At 47.6% G+C, this 25,080-nt stretch carries 20 protein-coding genes; 5 read left to right on the top strand and 15 right to left on the bottom strand.

Features of this window, described 5'->3' with window-relative positions; translation table 11 throughout:
- Nucleotides 1-28: 28 nt before the first annotated feature.
- The 7 genes from lepA to rpoE form a co-directional block, all read right to left on the bottom strand.
- On the bottom strand, nucleotides 29-1,822 hold the full coding sequence (gene lepA / locus GM173_RS02415) for a translation elongation factor 4 (protein ID WP_203569729.1): 1,794 nt from the start codon (nucleotides 1,820-1,822) through the stop codon (nucleotides 29-31).
- 86 nt (nucleotides 1,823-1,908) lie between these two features.
- Nucleotides 1,909-2,148 (bottom strand): glutaredoxin family protein, encoded by a 240-nt coding sequence (locus GM173_RS02410; protein ID WP_203569728.1) that lies wholly within the window; start codon nucleotides 2,146-2,148, stop codon nucleotides 1,909-1,911.
- A complete protein-coding gene (locus GM173_RS02405; RefSeq protein ID WP_203569727.1) occupies nucleotides 2,145-3,542 on the bottom strand; it encodes a DegQ family serine endoprotease in 1,398 nt (465 codons plus the stop codon). Before GM173_RS02405 ends, GM173_RS02410 begins: the two co-directional genes overlap by 4 nt.
- 32 nt (nucleotides 3,543-3,574) lie before the next feature.
- Nucleotides 3,575-4,048 (bottom strand): SoxR reducing system RseC family protein, encoded by a 474-nt coding sequence (locus GM173_RS02400; RefSeq protein ID WP_203569726.1) that lies wholly within the window; start codon nucleotides 4,046-4,048, stop codon nucleotides 3,575-3,577.
- A 30-nt stretch (nucleotides 4,049-4,078) separates the two neighbouring features.
- Complete coding sequence (locus tag GM173_RS02395) at nucleotides 4,079-5,047, bottom strand: MucB/RseB C-terminal domain-containing protein (protein ID WP_203569725.1); 969 nt, start codon at nucleotides 5,045-5,047, stop codon at nucleotides 4,079-4,081.
- Between the two features lies 1 nt (nucleotide 5,048).
- A complete protein-coding gene (locus GM173_RS02390; RefSeq protein ID WP_203569724.1) occupies nucleotides 5,049-5,528 on the bottom strand; it encodes a sigma-E factor negative regulatory protein in 480 nt (159 codons plus the stop codon).
- A gap of 49 nt (nucleotides 5,529-5,577) precedes the next feature.
- Complete coding sequence (gene rpoE / locus GM173_RS02385) at nucleotides 5,578-6,180, bottom strand: RNA polymerase sigma factor RpoE (protein WP_203570346.1); 603 nt, start codon at nucleotides 6,178-6,180, stop codon at nucleotides 5,578-5,580.
- Nucleotides 6,181-6,334: 154 nt separating this feature from the next.
- Between rpoE and nadB the strand changes: the two genes are divergently transcribed.
- Nucleotides 6,335-7,927: an L-aspartate oxidase gene (nadB, locus tag GM173_RS02380; RefSeq protein ID WP_203569723.1), complete on the top strand. Its 1,593-nt coding sequence runs from the start codon at nucleotides 6,335-6,337 to the stop codon at nucleotides 7,925-7,927.
- A gap of 79 nt (nucleotides 7,928-8,006) precedes the next feature.
- On the opposite strand, the gene GM173_RS02375 is transcribed toward nadB, so the two are convergent.
- Together GM173_RS02375 and hemN are read right to left on the bottom strand one after the other, a co-directional pair.
- A complete protein-coding gene (locus GM173_RS02375) occupies nucleotides 8,007-8,666 on the bottom strand; it encodes a sulfite exporter TauE/SafE family protein (RefSeq protein ID WP_203569722.1) in 660 nt (219 codons plus the stop codon).
- A gap of 19 nt (nucleotides 8,667-8,685) precedes the next feature.
- Nucleotides 8,686-10,095 (bottom strand): oxygen-independent coproporphyrinogen III oxidase, encoded by a 1,410-nt coding sequence (hemN, locus tag GM173_RS02370; RefSeq protein WP_203569721.1) that lies wholly within the window; start codon nucleotides 10,093-10,095, stop codon nucleotides 8,686-8,688.
- Nucleotides 10,096-10,253: 158 nt separating this feature from the next.
- Between hemN and fnr the strand changes: the two genes are divergently transcribed.
- Nucleotides 10,254-11,000, top strand: coding sequence for a fumarate/nitrate reduction transcriptional regulator Fnr (gene fnr / locus GM173_RS02365; protein WP_203569720.1), 747 nt, complete (start codon nucleotides 10,254-10,256; stop codon nucleotides 10,998-11,000).
- A 234-nt stretch (nucleotides 11,001-11,234) separates the two neighbouring features.
- Entirely contained in the window at nucleotides 11,235-11,900 is a 666-nt protein-coding gene (locus tag GM173_RS02360) for a hypothetical protein (protein WP_203569719.1), read from the top strand.
- A 57-nt stretch (nucleotides 11,901-11,957) separates the two neighbouring features.
- Here the strand turns inward: GM173_RS02360 and rlmB are convergent, their stop codons facing one another.
- Nucleotides 11,958-12,701: a 23S rRNA (guanosine(2251)-2'-O)-methyltransferase RlmB gene (gene rlmB / locus GM173_RS02355; protein ID WP_203569718.1), complete on the bottom strand. Its 744-nt coding sequence runs from the start codon at nucleotides 12,699-12,701 to the stop codon at nucleotides 11,958-11,960.
- A 149-nt stretch (nucleotides 12,702-12,850) separates the two neighbouring features.
- Between rlmB and GM173_RS02350 the strand changes: the two genes are divergently transcribed.
- Complete coding sequence (locus GM173_RS02350) at nucleotides 12,851-13,720, top strand: HDOD domain-containing protein (RefSeq protein ID WP_203569717.1); 870 nt, start codon at nucleotides 12,851-12,853, stop codon at nucleotides 13,718-13,720.
- 57 nt (nucleotides 13,721-13,777) lie between these two features.
- Here the strand turns inward: GM173_RS02350 and GM173_RS02345 are convergent, their stop codons facing one another.
- The 5 genes from GM173_RS02345 to GM173_RS02325 form a co-directional block, all read right to left on the bottom strand.
- Nucleotides 13,778-14,197, bottom strand: coding sequence for a GNAT family N-acetyltransferase (locus GM173_RS02345; RefSeq protein WP_203569716.1), 420 nt, complete (start codon nucleotides 14,195-14,197; stop codon nucleotides 13,778-13,780).
- Nucleotides 14,198-14,220: 23 nt separating this feature from the next.
- The gene (tldD, locus tag GM173_RS02340; RefSeq protein WP_203569715.1) at nucleotides 14,221-15,660 is read right to left on the bottom strand and encodes a metalloprotease TldD; all 1,440 of its coding nucleotides are present in this window, start codon (nucleotides 15,658-15,660) and stop codon (nucleotides 14,221-14,223) included.
- Nucleotides 15,661-15,708: 48 nt separating this feature from the next.
- A complete protein-coding gene (locus GM173_RS02335) occupies nucleotides 15,709-17,424 on the bottom strand; it encodes a DUF262 domain-containing protein (protein WP_203569714.1) in 1,716 nt (571 codons plus the stop codon).
- Nucleotides 17,425-17,477: 53 nt separating this feature from the next.
- Nucleotides 17,478-18,281, bottom strand: coding sequence for a carbon-nitrogen hydrolase family protein (locus GM173_RS02330; RefSeq protein ID WP_203569713.1), 804 nt, complete (start codon nucleotides 18,279-18,281; stop codon nucleotides 17,478-17,480).
- Nucleotides 18,282-18,344: 63 nt separating this feature from the next.
- Nucleotides 18,345-22,154: a YhdP family protein gene (locus tag GM173_RS02325; protein ID WP_203569712.1), complete on the bottom strand. Its 3,810-nt coding sequence runs from the start codon at nucleotides 22,152-22,154 to the stop codon at nucleotides 18,345-18,347.
- A 221-nt stretch (nucleotides 22,155-22,375) separates the two neighbouring features.
- Here GM173_RS02325 and glnE point away from each other — a divergent pair, with 221 nt between their 5' ends.
- The gene (glnE, locus tag GM173_RS02320) at nucleotides 22,376-25,051 is read left to right on the top strand and encodes a bifunctional [glutamate--ammonia ligase]-adenylyl-L-tyrosine phosphorylase/[glutamate--ammonia-ligase] adenylyltransferase (protein WP_203569711.1); all 2,676 of its coding nucleotides are present in this window, start codon (nucleotides 22,376-22,378) and stop codon (nucleotides 25,049-25,051) included.
- Nucleotides 25,052-25,080 lie beyond the last annotated feature (29 nt).

Here is a 25,080-nt window from a genome sequence, read left to right as displayed (position 1 = left end):
AATCCTTAAAACCTTAAATTCAAAAGAATTACTTATCGCTCACTTGCAAAATTGCCAAAAACGCCTCTTGTGGAATTTCAACATTCCCCACTTGCTTCATGCGCTTCTTACCGGCTTTTTGTTTATCCAACAATTTACGTTTACGAGAAACATCACCACCGTAACATTTTGCCAAAACATCTTTACGAACTGCTTTCACCGTTTCACGTGCAATAATATGACTACCAATTGCGGCCTGAATTGCAATATCAAACATCTGGCGTGGGATCAGCTCGCGCATTTTCGCCACTAATTCACGACCCCGATATTGGCTAGAACTCCGATGGACGATCAAACTTAATGCGTCAACACGCTCACTATTGACTAGCACATCGAGCTTGACCAAATCACCAGTGCGGAATTCTTTAAAATCATAATCCAATGAAGCATAACCACGGCTCACTGATTTTAATTTATCAAAGAAATCCATCACTACTTCGGCCATTGGCAATTCATAGGTCAGCATGACTTGGCGACCCATATATTGCATATTCACCTGGATACCACGCTTTTGATTACACAGCGTCATAACTGGGCCGACATAATCTTGCGGCACCAAAATCGTCGCCGTAATAATTGGCTCACGCACTTCGTCGTACTTGGATGGATCCGGCAATTTGGATGGATTTTCAATTTGTACGACTTCGCCGCCTTTAAGTACCAATTCAAACACCACACTTGGTGCCGTGGTAATCAAATCCATGTCAAATTCACGTTCCAAACGCTCTTGGACGATTTCTAAATGCAATAACCCCAAGAAACCACAGCGAAAGCCAAAACCCAAGGCTTGCGAGACTTCAGGCTCAAAATGCAAGGAGGCATCGTTTAGTTGGAGTTTTTCTAGACTATCGCGTAATTTCTCGTAATCATGGCTTTCTACTGGATACAAACCAGCAAACACCTGAGATTTCACATCTTTAAAACCAGGCAAAGCCTCTGCTGCAGGGTTTTTCACCGTAGTGATCGTATCGCCGACTTTCGCACTCGCAATTTCTTTGATACCAGCAATCACAAAGCCCACTTCACCAGCGCGTAAAGACTCACGTTGTACAGATTTTGGTGTAAACACGCCAACTTGCTCGCATAAATGCTGCGCTTTAGTCGACATGAATAGAACTTTATCTTTAGGACGAATTTCACCATCAACGACACGCACCAGCATAATAACGCCAACGTAATTATCAAACCAAGAGTCGATAATTAGCGCTTTTAACGGGCCATCTGGATTACCTTCAGGAGGGGGTATCTTATTAACAACCTCTTCCAATATGTCTTCAATACCAATACCTGACTTAGCCGAGGCATGAACTGCATTGCTGGCCTCGATGCCAATAATATCTTCAACTTCTTGCGCAACCCGATCTGGATCGGCTGCGGGCAAATCAATTTTGTTTAAAACTGTGCGGACTTCAACACCTAATTCAAGCGCGGTGTAGCAATTGGCAACTGTTTGCGCCTCAACACCTTGCGAAGCATCGACAACCAGCAGCGCACCTTCACACGCAGCCAAAGAACGACTCACTTCATAGCTAAAGTCAACATGGCCGGGGGTGTCAATCAAATTGAGATTATAAATTTTGCCATCACGGGCTTTGTATTTTAAAGCTGCAGTTTGCGCCTTAATCGTAATGCCACGCTCTTTTTCAATATCCATTGAATCAAGCACTTGCGCGCTCATTTCGCGCATTTCCAAGCCGCCACAGAATTGAATAAAACGATCGGCCAGAGTACTTTTACCGTGGTCGATATGCGCGATAATTGAGAAGTTACGAATGTGATCCATGAGTCCCGCAGCCAGAAGGCTGTACACAATTTGCAAATATGAAAAGGGCACGCCACGCGTGCCCATACTAGCGATAACTGCTTATTTTAACTGATTTTTGCCAAGCTGACATCCAAAGCTTGTTGATCCAAATGATAGTGGCAAATTTCATCCCCATTCTCATCAGTCAAAACAGGCACCAATTCGCCATACAACGCCTCCAAATCATCGATATCTTCGATATCAATCCACTCCAACTCAAAACGACCCGCAGCTTGTGCCAATAACTGCTCACGCATTACCGAGCACAAGCCGCAGTAGGCTCTACCATACAGTTTCAATTTCACTTGGCGGGTGCCTTCAATACAACAAAACCTGGAGCTCCATTCCGAATAATGCGCAGTGGAATAGTGTCATTTGGCTTTAATGCCTGCAGTGTTTTTTTCAATTGTGCAAAACTAGTTAACTCCTGCCCTGCAATGCCCACGATCACGTCGCCAGACTGAATACCTGCAGCAGCCGAAGCCCCTGTTGAATTACGCACCAGCAATCCAAAAGACAGCGAAAGTCGTTTTAACTGCGCAGGATTGAGTTCTTGCACCTCCAAGCCAAAATTAAGTGATTCATCCACTTTGTCTTTCCCGCGGTATTCACGCTGCGCACTGACTTTATCTGCTTGATCTAATTCACCAACAACGACAGAAACCTCGCGTGCCGCTTTGTCACGCCAAATTTGCACCACCACTTTTGTGCCCGGCTTAATCGCGCTAACTAGCCGTGGTAACTCACTGGCTGACTCCACTACCTGACCATTAAACTTTGTCAGAATATCGCCGGCTTTCAGACCCGCTTTATCCGCTGGACCATCCTTCTCAATCAGCGTAAACAAGACGCCGTCTGGTTTTTGCAGACCAAAGCCTTTCGCAAGCTCCTCGTTCAAATCTTGAATTGATACCCCCAAGCGTCCACGAGTGACTTTGCCTGTTTTCTTTAAGTCGTCTACCACTTTCATCGCCACATCGATGGGTATTGAAAACGACAGGCCCATATAGCCACCAGATCGGCTATAAATTTGCGAGTTAATCCCAACGACTTCACCTGCCATATTAAACAGCGGGCCACCTGAACTACCGGGATTAATCGCTACATCCGTCTGAATAAATGGGACAAAATTCTCGTCAGGTAAATTACGCCCCTTGGCTGAGACGATACCCGCAGTCACCGTATTATCCAAACCAAACGGCTGACCAATCGCCACCACCCATTCACCTTGCCTTAATTTATTAGAGTCCCCTAAAGTCACCTTAGGCAAACCTGCTGATTCAATTTTGAGCAAAGCCACATCGGTACGGGCATCCGATCCAACAACTTTTGCCTTGAAGCTGCGCTTATCCATCAACTTCACGGTAATTTCATCCGCTTTGGCAACCACATGCGCATTGGTCAAAATATAACCAGAGCCATCAATAATAAAACCCGAACCGAGCGAGCGCTCTTGATGTTGACGAGCTGGGCCTCGGCCTTGTTGCGGCGGGGTAGGAAAACCAAAGCGTCTAAAAATCTCCAAGGCATCTTCATTCATGCCAGTATTTTCTTCACTAACCATTGAAGTGGTCGAAATATTAACGACCGCACGCCCCTCTTTTTCGACAATTTGTGTGAAATCAGGTAGTTGGCTTGCACTGGCGATACTGTTTAAACCTGCCAAAAAGCCTAAAGTCATCAACAACTTCTTCAACATTCGTACCTCCAATTCAATAGATTACAAACACATCACTTCGATTCATGCGTAGCGCATTTTTTTAGCGGTATGATATTGGGCAATATTTCCACAATACTGGGCTGGGAGTGCTTGGCTTGCTCATTGCGAAATCGCAGCACAATGAAACTAATTGAAAACCCAAGCACCGCCCCTAGCAAAGCATACAATTCTTGATGCGGCGGTTGAGCAATCGCAGAGCCTAATACCGCACCGAGCATCAACAAAATCAGCGGCAATCCATAAGCCCAAACGGCAGTCCCAAGCAGATCGGTTTCGTTAACCGCGACTTTGACATAATCATTAGGTTTAGCTTGTAATGGATTTTTGACTTGGTAACTTTGCTGAGCTTGTCCAAATAGTCGGGTAATCGAGACTGATTTACAGCCTGTTTTCGGATCGCAATGACCACAAGGACTATGTGGGCGAATCTTAACCCACGCGAACTCACCTTCACAGCGCTCGACTTGAGCTTCACTCAGTATCATTGTTACTCTTCTATTCCAAATTCAATTAACTCAACGCAAGGAATATGCGTTAGCAAAACTTTCAACAGTTGCAGCAGGTACCTCACCCAAACTACTCACCAAATGATTACCCATTTGGCGCGCATAAAGATGCACCGGGCCTTGATGCGCCAAGCCTAAAGGCATTTTCGGATTTTTTGGCTCGATAAACACCGATAAGGTAACTACACCATCACTGTACAAATGATGTGTTACTTCTCTTTGCTTGTGGGGTAAATTGCGCGTGGTTTGCTTGACCAATTTAAAGCCAGGCACAGTTGGCTTAATCACAAACTGTGGATGTTTAGCCAAATCAATCAATTCTGCATCAACGACCACGACCTCACGAACCGGATTAGCAGGCTTGAGCAGTTCGCGATCTATTTTGCCACCCACTTGGACTTGCGCAAAACTAAATTGCTGAACCACCTCCTGACGCAAACCCATCATTAATGATTTTAAAATCAAACCACTCTCAGCATCGACCCATAAACGCTGCGGATAACGATAAGCGTCAACAGGCTCGAGCTGATAAATAATGGCATCACGCCCCGCCACCCGATCACGACCAATTTTACTTAAATGATAAGAATGAAGTAGTGCCTCTAAATCATTCGGTAGTTGATTTGGAAATAATTTCGACGTATATCGACGATCAAGAACAAAACCATGCTCTTGCGGAGGATACATACTGATTTTATCGCCACTTCTTAAGTATTCTTTTGGCTTTCCATCCAATAAGACGCGGCGCTCGACGCTAAGCCCATCTTCAACTAAGTGAGTAATCTGATAGTTTGCGACGCTATCGCCATATTGATAGACGTAATTACCGGTGTAGCTCACCATTTCTGCCGCAGAAGCAGCTCGCGACAAAACACGTACTGCTTCGGCCCGCTCCAACGGAGCGGCATGCGCAGCAGTGGACAACAAAACTCCCAAAACTAACAACATCAGCCAGCGCTGAATTAAATAAAGCTGCATATTAACGCTGCTCTCCTGCTTCAAAATGCGCCATGGCAAACTGCTCGGCCGCCATCGAATTGGCTAAGTCATCACGATGGGCAAGCAAGTAAGGGCTAATTTCACTCGACGAAATAGCTGGGCTCTCGACTTTGGCCATTGTACCAACGCTCATTTCAGAAGCAGGCATTGAGAATTGCCAAACAGCCAGCCCCACAAACATCACCGAGGCAACCGCCGTCGCCGGAATTAAAAACGGCTTCATCCACGACGATTTTCTAATTCGATTCGGCGCAATAATCACCGGTTCTTGCGCTAAACGCGCAGAGAACTTGGTCATAAAATCGGCAGAAATCGGATACTGCTGCATGGCATCCCGCGCAGCATGAAGTGTGTACCAATCATTCTGTTGCTCTGCTGACGCCAGCAGCTCATCCACCATTGCAGCCAACTGTTTTGGCTCAACTTCACCATCAATCAGTGCAGAGATATTTTCATTCATTTTGGGCAACCTTTTGTTTCATTGCTGCGACCGATAGATTAACGCTAGATTACCAGCGCTTATCTTTACCTACTTCCTTAAGCAGAGGACGCAGACGATTCGCAATGGCTTCGCGGGCACGAAAAATACGTGAACGTACGGTACCAATTGGACAATCCATCGCGGCAGCGATTTCGTCGTAGCTCATGCCGTCCATTTCTCGTAGCGTAATCGCTTCGCGCAACTCTTCAGGCAATGCATCTACAGCCTCATTCACAGTAGAGACAATCTGTTTATTTGATAGTTCAGTTTCTGGCGTATGAAAATCAGGTACTAAAGAGGCCGCATCGACACTATCGCCATCTTCATCCTCATATTCAGTCGATAAGACAGGGCGACGACCCAGCGTAGACAAGTGATTTTTAGCGGTATTAATCGCAATTCGATACAGCCATGTATAAAACGCACTTTCACCACGAAAACTAGGCAGCGCACGATAGGCTTTAATAAATGCCTCTTGTGACACATCCTCAATCTCTGATTGATCACGAATCATCCGCGATAATAGTCGCGCAATTCGTCGCTCATACTTAACGACCAACAACTCAAAAGCACGCTGATCGCCGTTCTGCGCCCGCAAGACCAATTCTTGATCTAAATCGCGCTCACTTATTTTAAGCAAGAGTATCAACCCCTCAATCTATTTTTCAACCTAATCGTGCATATTGGGTGAATATTGATAAATACAAGATCAAGCGCTTCTCGACAAGCAAGCCGCGCCCGGCTCTGTTAAGATTTGTCGATTCATTTTTTTGAAAAACACAACCATGCGTAAATTTGACGTACTGATTCTTGGCAGTGGGCTCGGCGGGATGACGATTGCCCTACAGTTGGCAGAAAAACTCAAAGTAGGTCTTATCACCAAGCGAGCATTACGCGACGGCGGTAGCGGCTGGGCACAAGGCGGCATTGCGGCCGTGCTTGATGACTCCGACAGCATTGAATTGCACATTAAAGATACGCAAGTCGCAGGCGCTGGGCTGTGCGACTTAGACGCCACGCGTTTTATTGTCGAAAACTCCAAAGATGCCATCGATTGGCTGATTAAAATGGGCGTGCCCTTCACTAAAGATGATGCTGGTGAAACCAGTTATCACGGCTATCACCTGACCCGAGAAGGCGGACATAGTCATCGACGTATCATTCATGCGGCCGATGCCACTGGCGCAGCCGTGATTGATACCTTGGCGATCAAAGTAGCGGCTCATCCGAATATTACCGTGCTCGAAGAACACATCGCGGTCGACCTCATTACTGACAAAGCCAACAATAATCGCTGCGTTGGTGCCTATGTATACAATAAAGACGAAGACCAAGTTGAAACGATACTGGCGCCATTTACCGTACTTGCCACGGGCGGTGCGGGCAAAGTTTATCTCTACACCACTAATCCCGATGTGGCGACGGGTGACGGCATTGCGATGGGCTGGCGCGCGGGTTGTCGCGTTTCCAATATGGAGTTCATCCAATTTCATCCGACTTGCCTCTATCACCCACATGCCAAATCGTTTTTGATTACCGAAGCGGTGCGCGGCGAAGGTGGTATTTTGCGCCTACCCGATGGCACGCGTTTTATGCCCAATCATGACGAACGTGCGGAATTAGCGCCACGCGACATCGTTGCCCGTGCAATTGACTTTGAAATGAAACGTGGCGGTTTTGATTGTGTTTATCTGGATATTTCCTACAAATCCAGCGCTTTTGTGAAAGAGCACTTCCCAAACATCTATCAACGCTGCCTAGAACTTGGAATCGATATTACCAAAGAGCCGATCCCCGTCGTGCCCGCGGCGCACTACACTTGCGGTGGCTTAGTGACTAATTTAGCAGGGCGCACCGATGTTGAAGGTTTGTATGGCGTGGGTGAAGTAGCCTGCACAGGCTTGCATGGTGCCAATCGCTTGGCATCCAACTCATTATTAGAATGCATGGTGCTGGGCAAAGCTGCGGCTGAAGATATCTTGCAGCAAACGCCGATTTCACTACCTAGCGTGCCAGAATGGGATGAAAGCCGTGTTACCGATCCCGACGAAGAAGTCGTCATTTCACATAACTGGGACGAATTACGGCGTTTTATGTGGGACTACGTCGGCATCGTTCGCACCAACAAACGCTTAGAACGCGCACAACATCGGATTGAGCTGCTCAAAAGCGAAATTCATGAGTTTTACCGTAACTTCCGCGTTTCCAACGATTTAATCGAGCTGCGCAATTTAGTCACCACGGCAGAACTCATCGTGCGTTGTGCGCTAGCTCGCAAGGAAAGCCGTGGGCTGCATTATAGCCGTGACTATCCCAAAATCGAGCCCAACTCTAAACCCACCATTTTACTACCCGACCCCGTCAAAACCAAAAAATAGAATCCGCAACAAAAATAGAGCGCATTGCGCTCTATTTTTTGTTAAAGGGCATACATTTCAAAGCATTGACTTATTTAAATTACCAAGATATACCCACCAAGCGATACAAACCGATCGCCATAATCATTAAACCAAAACTCGGTTTCACCCCAGGGTAATTTAGCGCCTGCGTCAAACGACTGGCAAACAGACCGATCAGCAATAAATTCGGTAATGTACCGATACCAAACGCCAGCATCACCCCTACTCCCTTGCTCGCTGAGCCGGTTGATAAAGCGGCTAAACTTGCGGTATAGACCAAACCGCAAGGAATCCAGCCCCACAAAAACCCAATCATCGGCGTATGCCATACCGAACGAATCGGCAGCAAACGCCGCAGCAAGGGTTGAATTCGTTGCCATACGGGTTGGCCAATTCGTTCAATCCGCACCAACCAACGCGACCAGCCCGCGATGTATAAACCCAGCGCAATCAGTAATACATTCGCCAACACAAACAACACCGACTTTAGCGATTGCAACTGAGAGAGGGCAGTAATGCCTGCCAAACCACCTAAAATAGCGCCTATCAGGGCATACCCTAGTAAACGGCCTAAATTAAAGCCAAGGTGATACGGTAATTTAGGGCCTGCAGGCAACTGTGAGCTAAAGGCAGCCACAACGCCCCCACACATACCAGCGCAATGCCCTCCTCCCAGCAGCCCGGCTAAAAATAAAGCCACAAAATCTAATTCCAGCATCAAAAACTCGCCGCCACCATCAAATCAGCTGAGAATACCTTGCCTTGGTGGCTTTTGTCCGTAAATAGGCATCAAAAACCATCGCGATGGAACGGATAAGCATGCGCCCTTTCGGCGTAACAAAAATCCCATCCGACTCCAACTCGACCAAGCCATCGACCACCAAAGGTTGCAGCAAGCGCAATTCTTCAGCGAAATACTCGGCAAAGTCGATCATATAGCCCGCCTCAAAAGGCTGATAAAACAATTGAAACTGACACATCAAAGCCTGAATCGCAGCACGACGAATCACATCATCGCGATTCATCGTCAGCCCCCGCTCCACAGGAAACAGTTGCTGATCCAACTTGGCGTAGTATTCATCCAAAGTTTTCACATTCTGAAAATAGCTTGCCCCCACTTTACCAATTGAAGAAACACCAAACGCCAGCAAATCACAGTCCGCATGGGTTGAATAACCTTGAAAATTGCGCTGTAAACGACCACGCCGCTGCGCCACCGCCAAATCATCGTTCGGCAAGGCAAAATGATCCATTCCAATCAGCACATAGCCCGCTTGCGTCAGTTGTTCGATTGAATTTTGTAATATATCGAGTTTCACTTCGGCGGAAGGCAATTCATCGGCATTAATTCGACGTTGCGGCATAAACCGCTCAGGCAAATGCGCGTAGTTATACAAAGCAATTCGATCCGGTTTGAGCAGCAAAACTCGTTCAATCGTTTCGGCGATACTCGCCGCACTTTGTTTTGGCAAGCCATAAATTAAATCCACGCTGACCGAGCGAAAACCATACATCCGAGCGGCTTCAATCACAGTACGGGTTTCCGCTTCGCTTTGCACCCGATTAACTGCAATTTGCACTTCAGGATTGAAATCCTGAATCCCGACGCTCATTCGATTAAAACCCAGCCCTGCCAAATGCTTGATGGTGTCCTCACCCACTTTGCGCGGATCAATTTCGATCGAATATTCACCATTTTTTTGCAGGGTAAAATGCGCATTCACGACATCCATCAGCCGCTGTAACTGGTCATGCGACAAAAACGTTGGCGTGCCTCCACCTAAATGCAATTGACTGACTGCCGGACGGTTCGGCATTAAGACACCATACATCTGCACTTCTTGCGTGAGATAATCCAGATATTGATCAGCTTTAGTCTGATCTTTTGTAATGATTTTGTTACATCCACAGTAGTAACATACGGTATTACAAAATGGTAAATGAAAATACAAGGACAACGGCATCGCCAAAGCACCCGGCGTGCGCCGCATCAAACTTTCTACATGCGAAGCCTGACTTAAGCCGGTCACAAAACGATCTGCCGTTGGGTAAGACGTATATCTTGGCCCTTTACCGTCGTATCGCACGATTAATTCACGATCAAAATCAATCGCGGGCTGCATAAAGCTTATTTTTTGCGAGTGCATTTTTTTTCCACATTCATCACTTTGGGCGCAGCATATGTTGTAGTACTCTAACTAAAGTTGATCTAGATCAGATAAAATACTAAGCACCTCTTTATAGATAGCTGTTTTTCCATTAAAACAGCATATGTAAATATCATCCTGCGTACATCGAGCCTTTTATGATTCAAAACATCCAAATACGCGAATTGACCCCTCGCCATTTGCGCCAATCTTGCACTAATTGCAGCCTGCGCGAACTCTGCCTTCCTATCGGGCTCACGCCTGACGAAATGCAAGAGCTCGATACCATTATTACCCAAGCTAGGCCCGTCAAGCGCGGCGAAGCGCTATATCGCGCTGGCGAACCATTCAAGTCTCTATTTGCGATTCGGGTTGGTTTTTTTAAAGCCAGCGTTATTTCTGAAGATGGCCGCGAGCAAGTCACTGGCTTTCATATGTCGGGTGAATTGATGGGCATGGATGCGATTAGCTCTGACTTTCATACCTGCGATGCGATTGCACTAGAAGACAGTGAAGTGTGCGAATTACCATTTGGTGAAATCGAAGAACTTGCTGGCGATGTACCGATTTTGCAGCGTCACCTCTATAAAGTGATGAGCCGTGAAATTGTACGCGATCATGGTGTGATGTTATTGCTCGGGAATATGAAAGCAGAAGAGCGTCTAGCAGCCTTTTTATTGAATTTATCACAACGTTTTTCGATCCGTGGTTATTCTTCCAGCAGTTTTCATTTGCGGATGACGCGCGAAGAAATTGGTAGCTATTTAGGCTTAAAACTAGAAACCGTAAGTCGAACGCTGTCTAAATTTCAAGATCAAGGGTTTATTAAAGTTCAAAATCGCTTGATTGAAATCATTGATGGCGATAGCTTGAAAAAACTACTCAATAATTGCCAAGGCGAATAATTGATTCGGTCTTCTTGCGGCTAGCATGCAGGAAGGCCAATCAAGAATCTGTGGATGTTTGCTTGATCAGTCAAATAGATGCGAATTTTGGCTAGAGCTAAGGAATGAACCGCATCATTCAATCCCCCTCAACCAGTGCTGTGTAGACTCAGTGTCAGCGCAAAACGCCAAAACCTGCAGATCAGACGCTCTAAGCGATGAGTAACCCAACGTCAACAGACTCTAAGGATCGCTATGAAATACCAACTCACAGCGCCTAGTTATTTATTACCTACAATTGCGGCTCGTTTGGCACTCAACGCACCCGCTTTGCAATACAGTTTATGCACTCCGCAAATGGGCAATACGAGCCCGGACCTGCCACAGCTGATTTTCCAAGCCGATTTTTTTCACCCAGTTCGCACCGCCAATACTATCGTTGATGTTTTTGTGATCCCATCATCGCTCGCAACACTGCAAGGTTTTATGCTGTCCGCAGGTGGAACGCAGGAACATCTTGCCGCGGTTTCGCCGATTCTAGACGCCTTAGCCCCCATCCCCAGCGGTTGGCTTCATGCTGGCGAATACGGCTCGGCTGGTTTTTTGCATCAAATATGGAACACATTAGTTGGTAGTCACAGCCAAGCTTGGCTGCCGCTTTGGGAAAATCTACAGTCCCCCAATCCAAGTTTTCAAATCAATCACCCAGACCTAGTCAACCAGCTGTCTAGCTTCATGGCACAACAGCAGTTACTCACTCAATCGCTAGCCAGCAGCGCGCAACGTTTCTTAGCTGAATATCCCGAACACGCATTCACACCCTATCATCCGCAACAACCTTCACTGCTTAGCCGCCAAGCACCAAGCAAGCAATCACCAGCGCATGAAATCGCGACGCTGCTGTGCAGCTTTAAAATATAGGGGTATTAAACCCAAAGCCATATAAAATTTAGCTACAGCTCAATACCCACTCAACAACTATTTTTTCATCACACGTTGGCGGCGGCTTTCTGACAAGACCACGCCAGCAGCAACTGACACATTCAAACTTTCTACCGAACCATACATTGGAATCGACACCAAGCTATCACACAGCTCACGGGTCAAGCGGCGCATTCCCTCGCCTTCATTACCTAATACCCAAGCAATCGGACCTGTTTGTTCGTAATGGAACAAATCAGATTGGCCATCTGCCGCCGTACCAATCACCCAAATGCCACGCTCTTTCAAATCACGAATCGTACGTGCCAAGTTAGTCACCATCACGTACGGCACAACCTCTGCGGCACCACACGCTACTTTTGAGACTGTCGCGGTGATCCCCACGCATTTATCCTTCGGCGCAATCACCGCGTGTACCCCCATTGCATCCGCAACACGCAAGCAAGCGCCCAAATTATGCGGATCGGTAATACCGTCTAAAATCAGCAAAAATGGTGGCTCATCCAAATCATCGAGCACATCTTCAATGGATAGATAGCTTTTTTCAGTATCAATCAACGCGGCGACACCTTGATGTCGTACATGCCCAGCGATGCCATCTAAACGTGCACCATCCACCGGTATCAGCTTCACATCTTGCATTTTGACCGCTTTAAGCAAGTCTTTCATCCGTGGATCGCTGCGCTCGCTATTGACATAGACCTCGAGCACCGAATCAGGAAACCGACGTAACCGTGAACCAACAGCATGAAAGCCGTGAAGAATTTTATTCTGCGCCATATTCGCCAATTCCAAAAATAACTAAGGGTGAGAGTTTACTCGGGCATTCAACACCTAAGAAACTAAAATTTAATGATTGACGGCTTTTATAAGTTATTTTTGTACTATCCTTAAGCTAATTCGACTATCTGCTCAAGTTATCACTCAATATGACCACGATGCTCTCAGAAGATAAAACCAGTTCGGAATTGCACGACCAACGTTTTGCAATGCTAGAAGACATTGCCAAAGAATTGGATGGCGATACGGTATTCCCGATTTGCTTTGACATTGCCATCGAAATTGGCCGAGCAATGAAAAATCCCAATGCCAGCATCCAGCAAATCGCCCTCGAAGTACAAAAAGACCCACTGATTACGTCCAAAATTATTAAACTGGCTAACTCCGTCACATACAACCCATCAGGCCGAAACATTGTCGACATTAGCAATGCAGTCGTGCGACTGGGGATGGGAACCGCTCGCTCGGTCGCACTGGCTTGCGCGATGGATCAAATGAGCCGGTCTGCTCAACTAGCACCGTTTGAAGCGCAATCAAAAAACTGGTGGTTGCACAGCTTAAAATCTGCCGCAATCGCACGCGTTCTTTGTAAGCAACTCGCGCCACGCATTAATCCGGACATGGCTTTTCTTGCAGGCCTAGTCCACGATTTGGGCGCTTTTTTTATGCTGGATCGCGCAGGACGTTACCCAGAACTACTCGAGCGCCCCAAAACAGTCGATTATTTAGTCGCGCAATGGCATGACAGTATCGGTACGGTGCTACTCGATACATTGGGTTTGCCTGATGAAATTATCGATGCAGTACGAGACAATGATTTACCTCGTCCAACCGTTACCCAATTAAGAAAATTAAGCGACGTGATTTACGTCGCCAATTTATTTGCCGGGGGACTTGATGAGATTAACAAACAAGACTTACCAGAAAGCTTCGATCCTGCAGAATTAGATGATCCGCAATACACCCGTCTCATCGATGAAATGAACGAAGCGTGCGCTGAAGTGCTAAATATTTTCTAACTAGGTATAAATCCAAAGCCCTGCCAAAACAGACAATACAGGGCTATACCTGACACTTTAGCCACGCCGCATCGGCACAAAGCGCACACCAGTATCGGCAATCTGATCCGCGCCACACGGCATAAATCCATAGCGCATATACGCCATCACACTGTTTACGCTGGCATTAACTGTTTTTAATTGGCACTCGACATCAGCAGCCTTCACTAAAGCACGCCCAACGCCGCGACTTTGCAACTCGGACAGCACATACAATAGCTCAACATGCGCCCCGCGAACCTGCAACACACCAACAATCACATTCTGAATCAGGGCAACATAAGTGATTGAATCAGATTGATCCCGCTTGGCAATCGCATCTGCGCTCGCAAACTGCTTAAAATAGGTAACACCTGCTGGCGTTTGATATTGCACAGCCAAATGCTCAAATGAACTGATCACAACGTCAGCCACTCGAGCGTATTCATCAGGCTGCACGGATCTCACCAACAAAGCCATCGTTAATTACCCGTGCCGCCAACAGTTAAACCGCCATCGATCCGCATCGTTGGCTGCCCCACGCCGACTGGCACGCTTTGCCCATCTTTACCGCAAGTACCAACGCCCGGATCCAAGGCCAAATCATTACCTAGCATCGAGACCTTGGTCAGTACATCGGGGCCGTTACCGATCAAAGTTGCACCCTTGACCGGATACATCAATTTACCGTCTTCCACCCACCACGCTTCCGCCGCCGAAAATACAAATTTACCGCTGGTAATATCGACCTGCCCGCCGCCAAAATTCACCGCGTACAAGCCACGTTTGATCGATGCAATGATTTCCTGTGGGTCTTTGTCGCCGTTTTCCATCAAGGTATTGGTCATCCGTGGCATCGTGATATGTGCGTAGCTCTCACGGCGACCATTACCTGTGACGGGCATTCCCATCAAGCGGGCGTTCAAACTGTCTTGCAAATAGCCTTGCAAAATCCCGTCTTCGATCAACACGGTGCGCTGCGTAGGATTACCTTCATCGTCGATATTCAGCGAACCACGTCTATCATTGATTGTGCCGTCATCGACCACCGTCACGCCTTTCGCGGCAACGCGTTGGCCGATTTTACCCGCAAATGCCGAGCTGCCTTTGCGATTAAAATCGCCTTCCAAACCGTGACCAATCGCTTCATGCAGCAAAATCCCTGGCCAGCCATTACCCAGCACCACCGTCATTTCGCCCGCCGGAGCTGGTCGCGCGTCTAAATTAAGCACCGCTTGATCGACGGCCTTTTTCGCATAATCGAGCAAGACCATATCAGTGAAATAGGCATAATCAAAGCGCCCACCGCCACCGGCGCTGCCTTGTTCACGCTTGCCATTGGCTTCGATAATCACATTGATCGATAAGCGCACCAAAGGACGCACATCAGCAGCGCGGTGACCATCGTGGCGGGCGATATAGATCACCTCGTATTCACTGGCTAGACTCGCCATCACTTGCACCACACGCGGATCAAGGCTGCGCGCGATTTGCTCGATTTTTTCTAGCAAGGCAACCTTCGCTGCTTCATTCAGACTAGCGATTGGATCTACAGGGGTATATAGCTGAAGCGCTTTTTCTTTAATAATTAACGGAGCACACCCCTGACCACCTTGCCGGCCAATCGCTCGCGTTGCGTGTGCTGCCTGTTTCAGCGCAGGCAAACTAATGTCATCCGAATAGGCAAAAGCGGTTTTCTCGCCCTGAATCGCTCGCACACCGACACCTTGGTCGATATTAAAGCTCCCCGACTTTACAATGCCTTCGTCCAAACTCCATGCTTCAGAACGGCTGTATTGGAAATACAAATCGGCGTAGTCAATCTCATGCGTCATGATGTCAGCAAAAACCTGACTCAGCGCGGCCTCATCGAGTTGAAATGGGGTTAATAATTGCTGTTCAGCGAGGGAGAAAACGGTCATTGGGGTCCACATTTTTTTAATTCGGTTTAATTTAAAGCGCAGATTAATCTACGTTAACTGAGCAATACGCCAAACAGCGCTTGCCAACTTGGCCTGGGTCTTTTGCCAACTCGCAATCCGTTCTGGTGTCCAATCGGCATTTTCTTGTGCCAACTTTTGGGTTAAAGCAAATCCGCTTTCAAGTAAAACCGGTTTTTTAATGGTATAAGCTGAATTAGCTATATCCTTATTCCTGCCTTTTTCTAGTAATGCCATATTTCCAATACGGTAACGCAAAGCATCAACCTCCTCGTCAGAAAAAACACGCCATCCATTTTCTGGATTTTGCGGCAATACGTGCTCAAGATTAAATGAATCGCTCTCAAAATCATAAACCTGACCACTTAATTGCTGTTCCAACTCGCACAAGATATAGCGGACGATCCGTTTACTGCGAGAGTTATTAGTGCCAATCACCTTTTCAGCGAATGCCGACTTAAAGCTATCATCCGTCGGATAAATTGAACGTAAACTTTCCAGAACCGAAGCTGCCGTATCCACCTCACCGGCTGTAATTTTTTGTGCGGCCGCGTAATACACCCGCTCCTGCTCGTTGGCTGGCTGGCTACCAATCACGTTATAACGAAACGAAATAACCACACAACCACGCAATACACTCGCAAAATCAACTGAATTCAAAGCGCGATACGCAGCCAAAATCAAAGCAAACGGCTGGCGAACGCTGAACATACGCAATTGCTGTACACTGCGTTTTAACTCGGCAGGCCACTGGGATGCCTCTGGACTAGTTAGCGCCAGATAAGCATCCATATCCTCCTCCATCTCGCGCAGCAACTGAAATACCGCTGCACGATCAATTATTTTGCCTCGTATAGTTTTAAATAACTCTGATTGGCGGACAAAGCTTTTACGACTAATCCAATGCGTGCGTAAAAAATCCGGAAAACTCTCGGAGCCCAAGCGAGAAACCATAGACTCCCAACGATCCTCCAGCATTTTCATTTCATGAGCATGCTCATTTTGCTTATGCAAAACCGAAAATAGGTAATTTTTCAGCAAGTCGGTCGATGATAGCCGCACCCCACGTGCATTCAAAGTTTCAAATACCTTATAAGCATTTAATTCATCAGTTACACTAATCACGGTAAAAAATAAACGATCACTCATCGTCTCAATCAAGCGGGCGAGAACTACGCCTTCATCGCCACCTTGTCTCTTCATATAATCACGGGCGCGCTTTTCATACCATTCAAAAGCTTTACGCAAACTATGTTCGGACGCCCTAAAACCACGCTGTGGCAAATGCCCCAATGGCACTAAATACGTTTGAAAATAATGATCGTTATTGCGATTCAAAGTCAATTTGGTATGCGACAACAACGTTACTGGGTCAAGATAGCCAATATAAGTTTGCCGAATTTGATCTAGCCGCTGCTGGTTCTGATCCGGATTCTTGCCTTCCTCAATTAGCCTTTGCAGATTTTTAAGTACCGCAAGCACTATCAGTGACAAGGTCGTTAGCCGCTGTTGCCCATCAATGACATCAAAAATTTTCTCATCTGCTGACTGCAAAACTAGGTAGCCCATATAGTGGGCAGGCTCACCCGTCTCTGAAATCGTCCCGAGAATATCCACCCACAGATCTTCCCACTCTTCCTCAGTCCAACTGTAATCACGCTGAAAACTGGGAATACGATAAATCAAACCATTCCCGATTAATTTTCGGTAAGTATTATTTTCAGTCTTAAAATTGGTTGCTGACATTTTTAAATATCCAGATGTGGCAATAAATTGACAACATTCATAAGGAATGCGCTCTACAGCAACCGATGCGCCAAAGCCGGCAAGGTTTTTCTCACGCGTTCGAGTTGACTGGCTTTCAATTCAGCCAGCACCAGCCCCTCGCCTTCCGGCAGGCAATTTAGCACTTGCCCCCAAGGATCGACAATCAGGCTATGCCCATAGGTTTCACGTCCCGTGGGGTGCAAGCCGCCTTGATTGGGGGCAATCACAAAACACTGGTTTTCAATAGCACGCGCGCGCAGCAACACTTCCCAGTGCGCACGGCCAGTAGTCGCGGTAAATGCAGCGGGCAATAACCAAATATCGACGTCACCCACGCTGCGAAATAGCTCTGGAAAACGCAGGTCATAACAAATTGACAAACCGACTCGACCAAACGGTGTATCAAATGTCACTACTTGGCTACCGGGCGCAATCGTGTCACTTTCGCAAAAGCGCTCAGCGCCATTATCAAAACCAAATAAATGAATTTTGTCGTATCGGGCGACGCATTCACCGTGCGGATTGAATGCCAAGCACGAATTCATCACTCGATCAGGCGAGGCTGAGCGCAGCGGAATCGTTCCTCCCACCAGCCAAACGCCAAATTCACGCGCGGCCTGCGCCAAGAAATCTTGCAAAGGTCCCGTACCGAATTCCTCTTGCAACGCCAATTTATCGGTATCGCGCTGTCCCATGATGGCGAAATATTCGGGCAACACGAGCAACTGCGCCCCTTCGGCTGCAGCTTGCGCAATCAAGCGCCGCGCCGTCGCCAAGTTTTGCTCGACGACTGGCGTTGAAATCATTTGTAGGGCGGCGACAATTATCGATTTCATTGCAATCTCTCTAGGGTATCTAGCTATAGTTCATGCTAAATAAAGATTATAGCTAGATACGTCTTAATTTAATTTCTTTACTTGCGGATCTCGCATCGTTCCATCGATTAAATACTCAAATGAAACTAGCTGACCAATGGGATCTTGATCCAGTATTTTTTGCGCCGCATACGTCGCCAAACCAGCCACCGGATTAATCACCGCCACCCCCAATGCCACGGTATCGGCCACCGATGGAATAATTTTGACCACAATATTTTGCGTCCCCGCGACAAAATTAGCATCCCCCTGAAAACGCACTTTTGCGGACGGCGCATCGATCAATAGATTTTTCGTTTTAGCTACGCCAAATTCCATCTGTGCGTCGCCAGTAATCCGATCAAAAGCAAAACCCTGTGAAATCACATCATCAAAATCCAACTTAAGCCGACGCGGAATCGCTTGCAGATTAAGCACGGTCAGAAAACGCCCAACACCGGGATCAACTTGCACAAAGCGCCCAGCGCCCACATCAATTTTAAACTGGCCTTGCAATGAATCGAGCTGAGGTGCCCACGGCACCCCCTGCCAATTGGCATCGCCCGAAAAATGTAGCGGAGCGAGCTTCATCGCCTCGGGGTAACCAAACCGCGCCAATAAACGCCCTACGCTCGGCGAAGTGAGCTCAACCTTGCCTGCTGTCTTATTCTTGCCATCCCGCTGTGTCCACGCCCCTGCCAGCTCAAACACCCCATCGCTATTTTTAAGCTGCAATTGCTCAATCGCCACGGCCTGAGGTTGTGGCACAGCAATCGCATTGAGCTGCCCTAGCTCCAGTTTTTTGTATCGCAAATCATTGATCGATAAATTCACCGCTGGCCACGCGCTAGGCGTATCAAATGCATTTTTCTGCTCCGCCACAGGATGAAACTGGCTCTGAACAGTATCGCTTAAAGCCAAAGGGAGCCATAATTTTTCTAATTTTGCCGTCACTTGACGCTGGTTTGGACTCCAATTGAACTGCCCTTGCAACTCTTTACCATCCAGATCAAATAGCCACGAAGTCCGATCTAATTTCGCGTTCAGACTCACACCATTCAGTAGCCGCCCCCACGCGGCAACTTGCGCAAAACTTAACTTTTTCACTTGAATCAATGGCAACGGTGACTGACCTTGATCCGACACCTCATCACTTAATTTGAGCCAATCATCCACATTCACACTAGGCCAATGCCCTGTTAATAAAATACCTTGGCTGGGCAACGAAGGCAGATCGCGCCCTAAATGAATGCCCACTTGCTGCACAGTTTCAGCGCCTGCACGATTGCTTTGCAAACGACCATTGAGCAACTCTCCCACACTAAACGTCAAATGCGTTTGCTGGGCGTTACCGCCGGCTTTCACCTGCAAAGCGCGCGACACGTCTGCGGCTTTACCCAATGGCTCAGGGAACACCAATTGTGCGCCTTGCAAATCGGTATTGAGCGTTAAATCAAATTGCTTCGGTTCAATCTTCAGTTGTGCACGGTATTTGGTTTGCCCCGAAATTCGTTTTTGCAACGCCGGCAAATATTCGCTAGCAATCTCACTCATCGCCGCATCGCCGTTGATAGATAAAGCCAGTGCGCCACTGGGCTCATTCACCCCGACCAATTTCACACTACCACCCATAGCTTTGGCTTCGGCATTGGGCACTTTGAGCGTGTTTTCAGTAAACTCGACGCGCCCATTCGCAGCATTCAGTAACGGAATTGCGCCGCCAAAATTCAATTGATTATGTTTAAATTGGTAATGACCAGCGACTTTAGTGCGGTCAATATCATTAATTGGTAAGTCCAGCGTTAAACCCAAGGTTCCGGCACCTTGCGCAAGCAAGTTATCCAAAAAACCATTGGTACTGTCTTTCACGGGACTATTGGCAACAAATTGCAAAAAATCGCTGGTTTTACCACTCGCCTTGCCTTTAACTAACACATGCTGATCGGTTTCTAAGTTTGGAATTTGCACTGATACTTCGCTCAACTGGGTGTTTGAAATCAGCCCTGTTGTCGCGTCAATATTCATTGCCAGCCCTTCAAAGGCGAGTCGACCGTCAATCTCTTCAATTTGCGGCCAACCGGCGACATAATTGAGCGTCACATCATGCGCCTTGGCATCAATGGCAAACCGGCCCCGCGACTCATCTTTTGAGCCCTTGCTATAAGGAAAACCAGCCACCTCGCCCTGCCAAACAATTTTGCCATCACTGGCGCGCCCAGCCAGCAAAGCTTGCTGCAACCACAGCAATACATCATCACCCAATATGCGCGGCAAATAGCGATAAACCTGATTCGCCGATAAATGCCCAATATCGCCCGACAATTTCACTTTACCCAAACCAGAAACAGGGCCTGAATAATTGGCTTTGACTTTCAGCTGCAAAGCAGGATTCATCAGCGACAGGTCGACCACATCAAACTGCCAATCTTTGGCTTGTTTTTGCCACTCTAGTCGGGTATGCGCTTCAGCAAAAATAACAGGATCGACAAATTGCGCAGGAAAATTGAATAAAACGCTTTGCCCATCCAAATCAAGGCGACCACCTCGCTCTTGTATTTGCGCCGACACATTGAGCGGACCAACGCTTAAATCAGAGTGAATCAGTTTAAAATTTTCTAGCGTAAACTCCGTTTGCAATGCTTTGGGCTGCGACAACGTGCTCTGCCAACTCAAGGCAGCCTTTTTCACCAGACCCGAATACGAGCCTTGCGCAATTCGCGCACCGATTGCATTCCCTACTTCCTTTAACAGTGGCAGATAAACATTCATGCCCGACAACTGCCATTGACGTAAAGACAGCGCAGAGCCACTCGCCGTCTGCGTCCAATTCAAACTACAGGATTCACAGAGCGCACCGCTACTCGAAACAATCCGACGCCCCTCTAACTTTAACGCCTTACCCTTGGGAGTATCCGTCCAAAACAAAGAGCCATCAAAGACTGGAAGGCTATACATCACGGATGGATTAATCGACTTTATCATCCAATCTTTAATGCCAACGTCTGCTTCCAAAGATTGCAAACGACTTTTGGCAAACTCAAGCCGTAAATCCACACGACCCCAGCCTTGCAAAAATGCATACTCTGGCCACCATTGCCCAAGCCAAGGCATCAACTTCGCCAAATTGGTCTGCGGTACTTGCGCCTTTAACCAACCCGAACCTTGCAATAATTCAGCGACATCGCGCCCCTGAAAACGACCTTGCAATTTGATGCGAGGACCAAGCGACTTCGGTGGCGAAAAAGCCAACTCAAAACGATGTGTTGCAAAAAATTGATCGGTCACGAAATCAAACTCAGTCACCTCCAGCGAAGGAAATTGCGCTAAGGCATCACGAAACCGTAACTTGCCATCCGCGATGCGTAGTTCCCCTTGCGAAAGAAACCAATCCAGCAGCCGATGATCGCCGCTATCTTGCTTGGATAATGCAACTCCGCCGATTTTCCACACGCCGTCGGCCGCACGAGCGACCTCAAGCTCGGGGGATTGCAAATGAATTTGATCAAAATGCAGCGCGCCACTAAACAAAGTCCAGATCGACAAAGTAGCGTCTAATTTCTGGAACAACAAAGCGGGGGATGTTAAATCCGTCCCCATAGCAAACTCAGAGAACTCAATTTGCGGACGTAGCCACTGCCAGCCGCCACTAATTTGGCCAATCGATACTTTTGCACCTGTTGCTTGCGCTAATTGCTCGATCAGTAACGGTCGATAATCATTTAATCGAGGAATAAACCAAAATTGCCAAGCACCGGCCAGCACTGCAAAAAGCAAAACCAATGCAATAGCAATTCGTTTCGTCCAACGAAATAGCCATACCGGAAAATGAAACAACGCAAAATGGATACGGCGCACTCAAAACGTCCAAAATTGACATGGGGATACACGCCCCATAAAAGCAAGAGACTGTTGATGTTTAATCAACAACATCACAGAAAGTCTGTTATTTTAACCTGTTTCCACGCGCCAAATCCGCCTAAAATAGCTATTTGGTCAAGAATATGTCACTCATAGCACCGCCAATCGATCACTACACCGACCTCATTAAATCGACACTCACGCCAAGAGCATAAAAGATGACTGATCTCAGCGAATTACGCCAAGTTAATGCCGCAATACATCACAGCCGCTATTTGAAAAATCTCTTTTTACGCCACCCACAGCTCGCGACCCGCACCGAGCAAGAAGCCACACAGGTTTTCACTCGTGAACAAATGCAAGCGCAATTAACCGCCGCCCATATTCACGACGAAGAATCGCTCAGCAGCGCGCTGCGTAGTCTGCGCCAAGCGGTGATGGCACGCTTGATTACACGAGAAATCAATCAACTTTCCGATTTAAACGAAGCCGTCAGCACGACCAGCGATCTGGCAGAAATAGCCATCAGCACCGCACTGCAATTTCTGAGCCAGCCCAATGAACGAATTGGCGAACCGATTGGTGAGGAAAGTGGTCAGCGCCAAGAACTCATCGTCGTTGGTATGGGCAAACTCGGCGGCCGCGAGCTGAATGTGTCGTCTGACATTGATTTAATCTTTGTCTATCCAGAAGACGGTAACACCAACGGCATCAAATCGATTAGCAACCATGAATACTTCACGCAAATTGGCAAAAAGCTGATCCGAGTGATCGGCGATACCACTGCAGATGGGTTTGTATTCCGCGTCGATATGCGCCTGCGACCTTTTGGCGACTCAGGGCCCTTAGTCACCAGCTTTGCCGCGCTGGAAAATTATCTACTCACCCAAGGTCGGGAATGGGAGCGCTATGCGTGGATTAAAGGCCGTGCGCTGAGTGGTGACGAAAAAGGCTTGATGGATTTAGTAACGCCATTTATTTATCGAAAATACCTCGATTACGGTGCCTATCACTCAATGCGCGAATTGCATAGCCAGATTCGCCGCGAAGTCGCTCGCAAAGATCGTTTTGACAATGTAAAACTCGGCCCTGGTGGCATTCGTGAAATCGAATTTATCGGCCAAGTGTTTCAGCTTATTCGCGGCGGCCGTAATAAGGTGCTGCAACAGCGCCCCACCCAGGTCATTTTGAACGAACTGGTGCAACAAGGCACACTACCGAGCGATGTCGTCAAGCAATTGCAAGAAGCCTATGTGTTTTTACGCAATATCGAACATCGGATTATGTATTTGGACGACGCACAAACCCAAATGCTGCCGACCAATTCTGACGACCAAATTCGATTGGCCAGCAGCATGGGCTTTGCGGATTGGGCAAGCTTTAGGGCTAAGCTCGACGAATACCGCAATTTTGTCACTATCCAATTTGATCAAATTTTTGCACTCCCCGAGCAAACTGCACTCAATGGCGGCGTCACTGAAACGCACATAGATCACTATCTGGACGAAGATGCGAGCCATCTGAGCCAGCTGGGTTTTGAAAATCCAAACGACATTCAACGCCGCCTCAACGCATTACACGACGGTAGCAAATACAAACAAATGCCAGATCGCTGCCGCCAACGCCTCGATGCCATTTTGCCGTCTTTAGTGACGATTTCTGCCGAGTTTAACAATCCCGACCTAACGCTCACACGGCTGCTCAATTTACTGGAAGCGATTGGCCGTCGCGAATCCTACCTCGCACTGCTTGCCGAGCACCCACAAGCACTCAAACGCCTCGCCAGTCTATACAGCGCTAGCCCTTGGGTGTCGGAATACCTGACGCGCCACCCGATTTTATTGGACGAGTTACTCGATTTTCGTCTACTGCATCAAAGCCCCGATTGGATCAAACTAGGCGCACAACTGCGCAGCGACATTCAAGCGCTAAATGACGACACCGAGGCACGCATGGATTGCTTGCGTCACTTCCAACACACACAAATTTTCCGCCTCGTGTCACAAGACATCGCTGATTTGCTGCCATTAGAAACGCTATCGGATCACTTATCAGACTTAGCCGATTTGATTTTATCGGTCGCCGTCGAAGAAGTTTGGCGCGACTTACCGAATAAGCATATTGAGCAGCCCAAATTTGCGATTATTGGCTACGGCAAATTGGGCGGCAAAGAGCTGGGCTACGCCTCTGATTTGGATTTGGTGTTCTTGTATGAGGACGATCATCCCAATGCGGGCGATATTTACGCGCGCTTTGCCAAACGCGTCGTCAACTGGCTCACCAGCATGACCTCCGCTGGGCAACTGTACGACATCGATCTACGCCTGCGCCCGAATGGCACTTCAGGGCTGTTAGTCTCCAGCATCGAAGCATTTGAACAGTATCAGCGTACAGCTGCGTGGGTATGGGAGCATCAAGCACTTACCCGAGCTAGGTATTGCACTGGAGACGTGCAAATTGGTCAAAAATTCACGGCAATTCGCAACACCATTCTCTGCCTTGAACGTGACATTCCTGCTCTGCGCGCCGAAGTTCGGCTCATGCGCGACAAGATGCTCGAAACACATCCTGCCCTTCCAAGCGATGTGAAACATCTGCGCGGTGGAATTGTTGATATTGAATTTATTATGCAATTTTTAATCTTGGCGTATTCCGCTCAATATCCAGACTTAACCGCCAATTTGGGCAATATCGCTCTACTTGATACGGCAGCAAAACACGCACTTATCAGCCCCGAAGCAGCTCAACACGCTAGGCTGGCCTATCGCGCACTCAGGCGTCTGCAACATACACATCGACTTAATGGCGCCCAACTCGATATCAGCCAGATCGAGGCCATTCAAACCGATTTAGAATCGGTCAAACACACTTGGCAGGCACTATTTGAACAGTAAACCCTTAAAACAAAAAACCGAGTCATCGA

Origin of the sequence: Deefgea chitinilytica (genome assembly GCF_016881405.1) — a bacterium.
Taxonomy (GTDB): domain Bacteria; phylum Pseudomonadota; class Gammaproteobacteria; order Burkholderiales; family Chitinibacteraceae; genus Deefgea; species Deefgea chitinilytica.
Note: the sequence above shows the minus strand (reverse complement) of the source record. Positions and strands in the feature narration are given on the sequence as shown.

Bases quoted from the DNA above. Each gene is read 5' to 3' on its own strand.
- fnr (WP_203569720.1), top strand. From the start codon at position 10,254: ATGATTCAAAACATCCAAATACGCGAATTGACCCCTCGCCATTTGCGC.
- lepA (WP_203569729.1), bottom strand. From the start codon at position 1,822: ATGGATCACATTCGTAACTTCTCAATTATCGCGCATATCGACCACGGT.
- GM173_RS02350 (WP_203569717.1), top strand. From the start codon at position 12,851: ATGACCACGATGCTCTCAGAAGATAAAACCAGTTCGGAATTGCACGAC.
- GM173_RS02400 (WP_203569726.1), bottom strand. From the start codon at position 4,048: ATGATACTGAGTGAAGCTCAAGTCGAGCGCTGTGAAGGTGAGTTCGCG.
- nadB (WP_203569723.1), top strand. From the start codon at position 6,335: ATGCGTAAATTTGACGTACTGATTCTTGGCAGTGGGCTCGGCGGGATG.
- GM173_RS02405 (WP_203569727.1), bottom strand. From the start codon at position 3,542: ATGTTGAAGAAGTTGTTGATGACTTTAGGCTTTTTGGCAGGTTTAAAC.
- GM173_RS02395 (WP_203569725.1), bottom strand. From the start codon at position 5,047: ATGCAGCTTTATTTAATTCAGCGCTGGCTGATGTTGTTAGTTTTGGGA.
- hemN (WP_203569721.1), bottom strand. From the start codon at position 10,095: ATGCACTCGCAAAAAATAAGCTTTATGCAGCCCGCGATTGATTTTGAT.
- tldD (WP_203569715.1), bottom strand. From the start codon at position 15,660: ATGACCGTTTTCTCCCTCGCTGAACAGCAATTATTAACCCCATTTCAA.
- glnE (WP_203569711.1), top strand. From the start codon at position 22,376: ATGACTGATCTCAGCGAATTACGCCAAGTTAATGCCGCAATACATCAC.
- GM173_RS02330 (WP_203569713.1), bottom strand. From the start codon at position 18,281: ATGAAATCGATAATTGTCGCCGCCCTACAAATGATTTCAACGCCAGTC.
- GM173_RS02360 (WP_203569719.1), top strand. From the start codon at position 11,235: ATGAAATACCAACTCACAGCGCCTAGTTATTTATTACCTACAATTGCG.
- GM173_RS02375 (WP_203569722.1), bottom strand. From the start codon at position 8,666: ATGCTGGAATTAGATTTTGTGGCTTTATTTTTAGCCGGGCTGCTGGGA.
- GM173_RS02390 (WP_203569724.1), bottom strand. From the start codon at position 5,528: ATGAATGAAAATATCTCTGCACTGATTGATGGTGAAGTTGAGCCAAAA.
- rlmB (WP_203569718.1), bottom strand. From the start codon at position 12,701: ATGGCGCAGAATAAAATTCTTCACGGCTTTCATGCTGTTGGTTCACGG.
- GM173_RS02335 (WP_203569714.1), bottom strand. From the start codon at position 17,424: ATGTCAGCAACCAATTTTAAGACTGAAAATAATACTTACCGAAAATTA.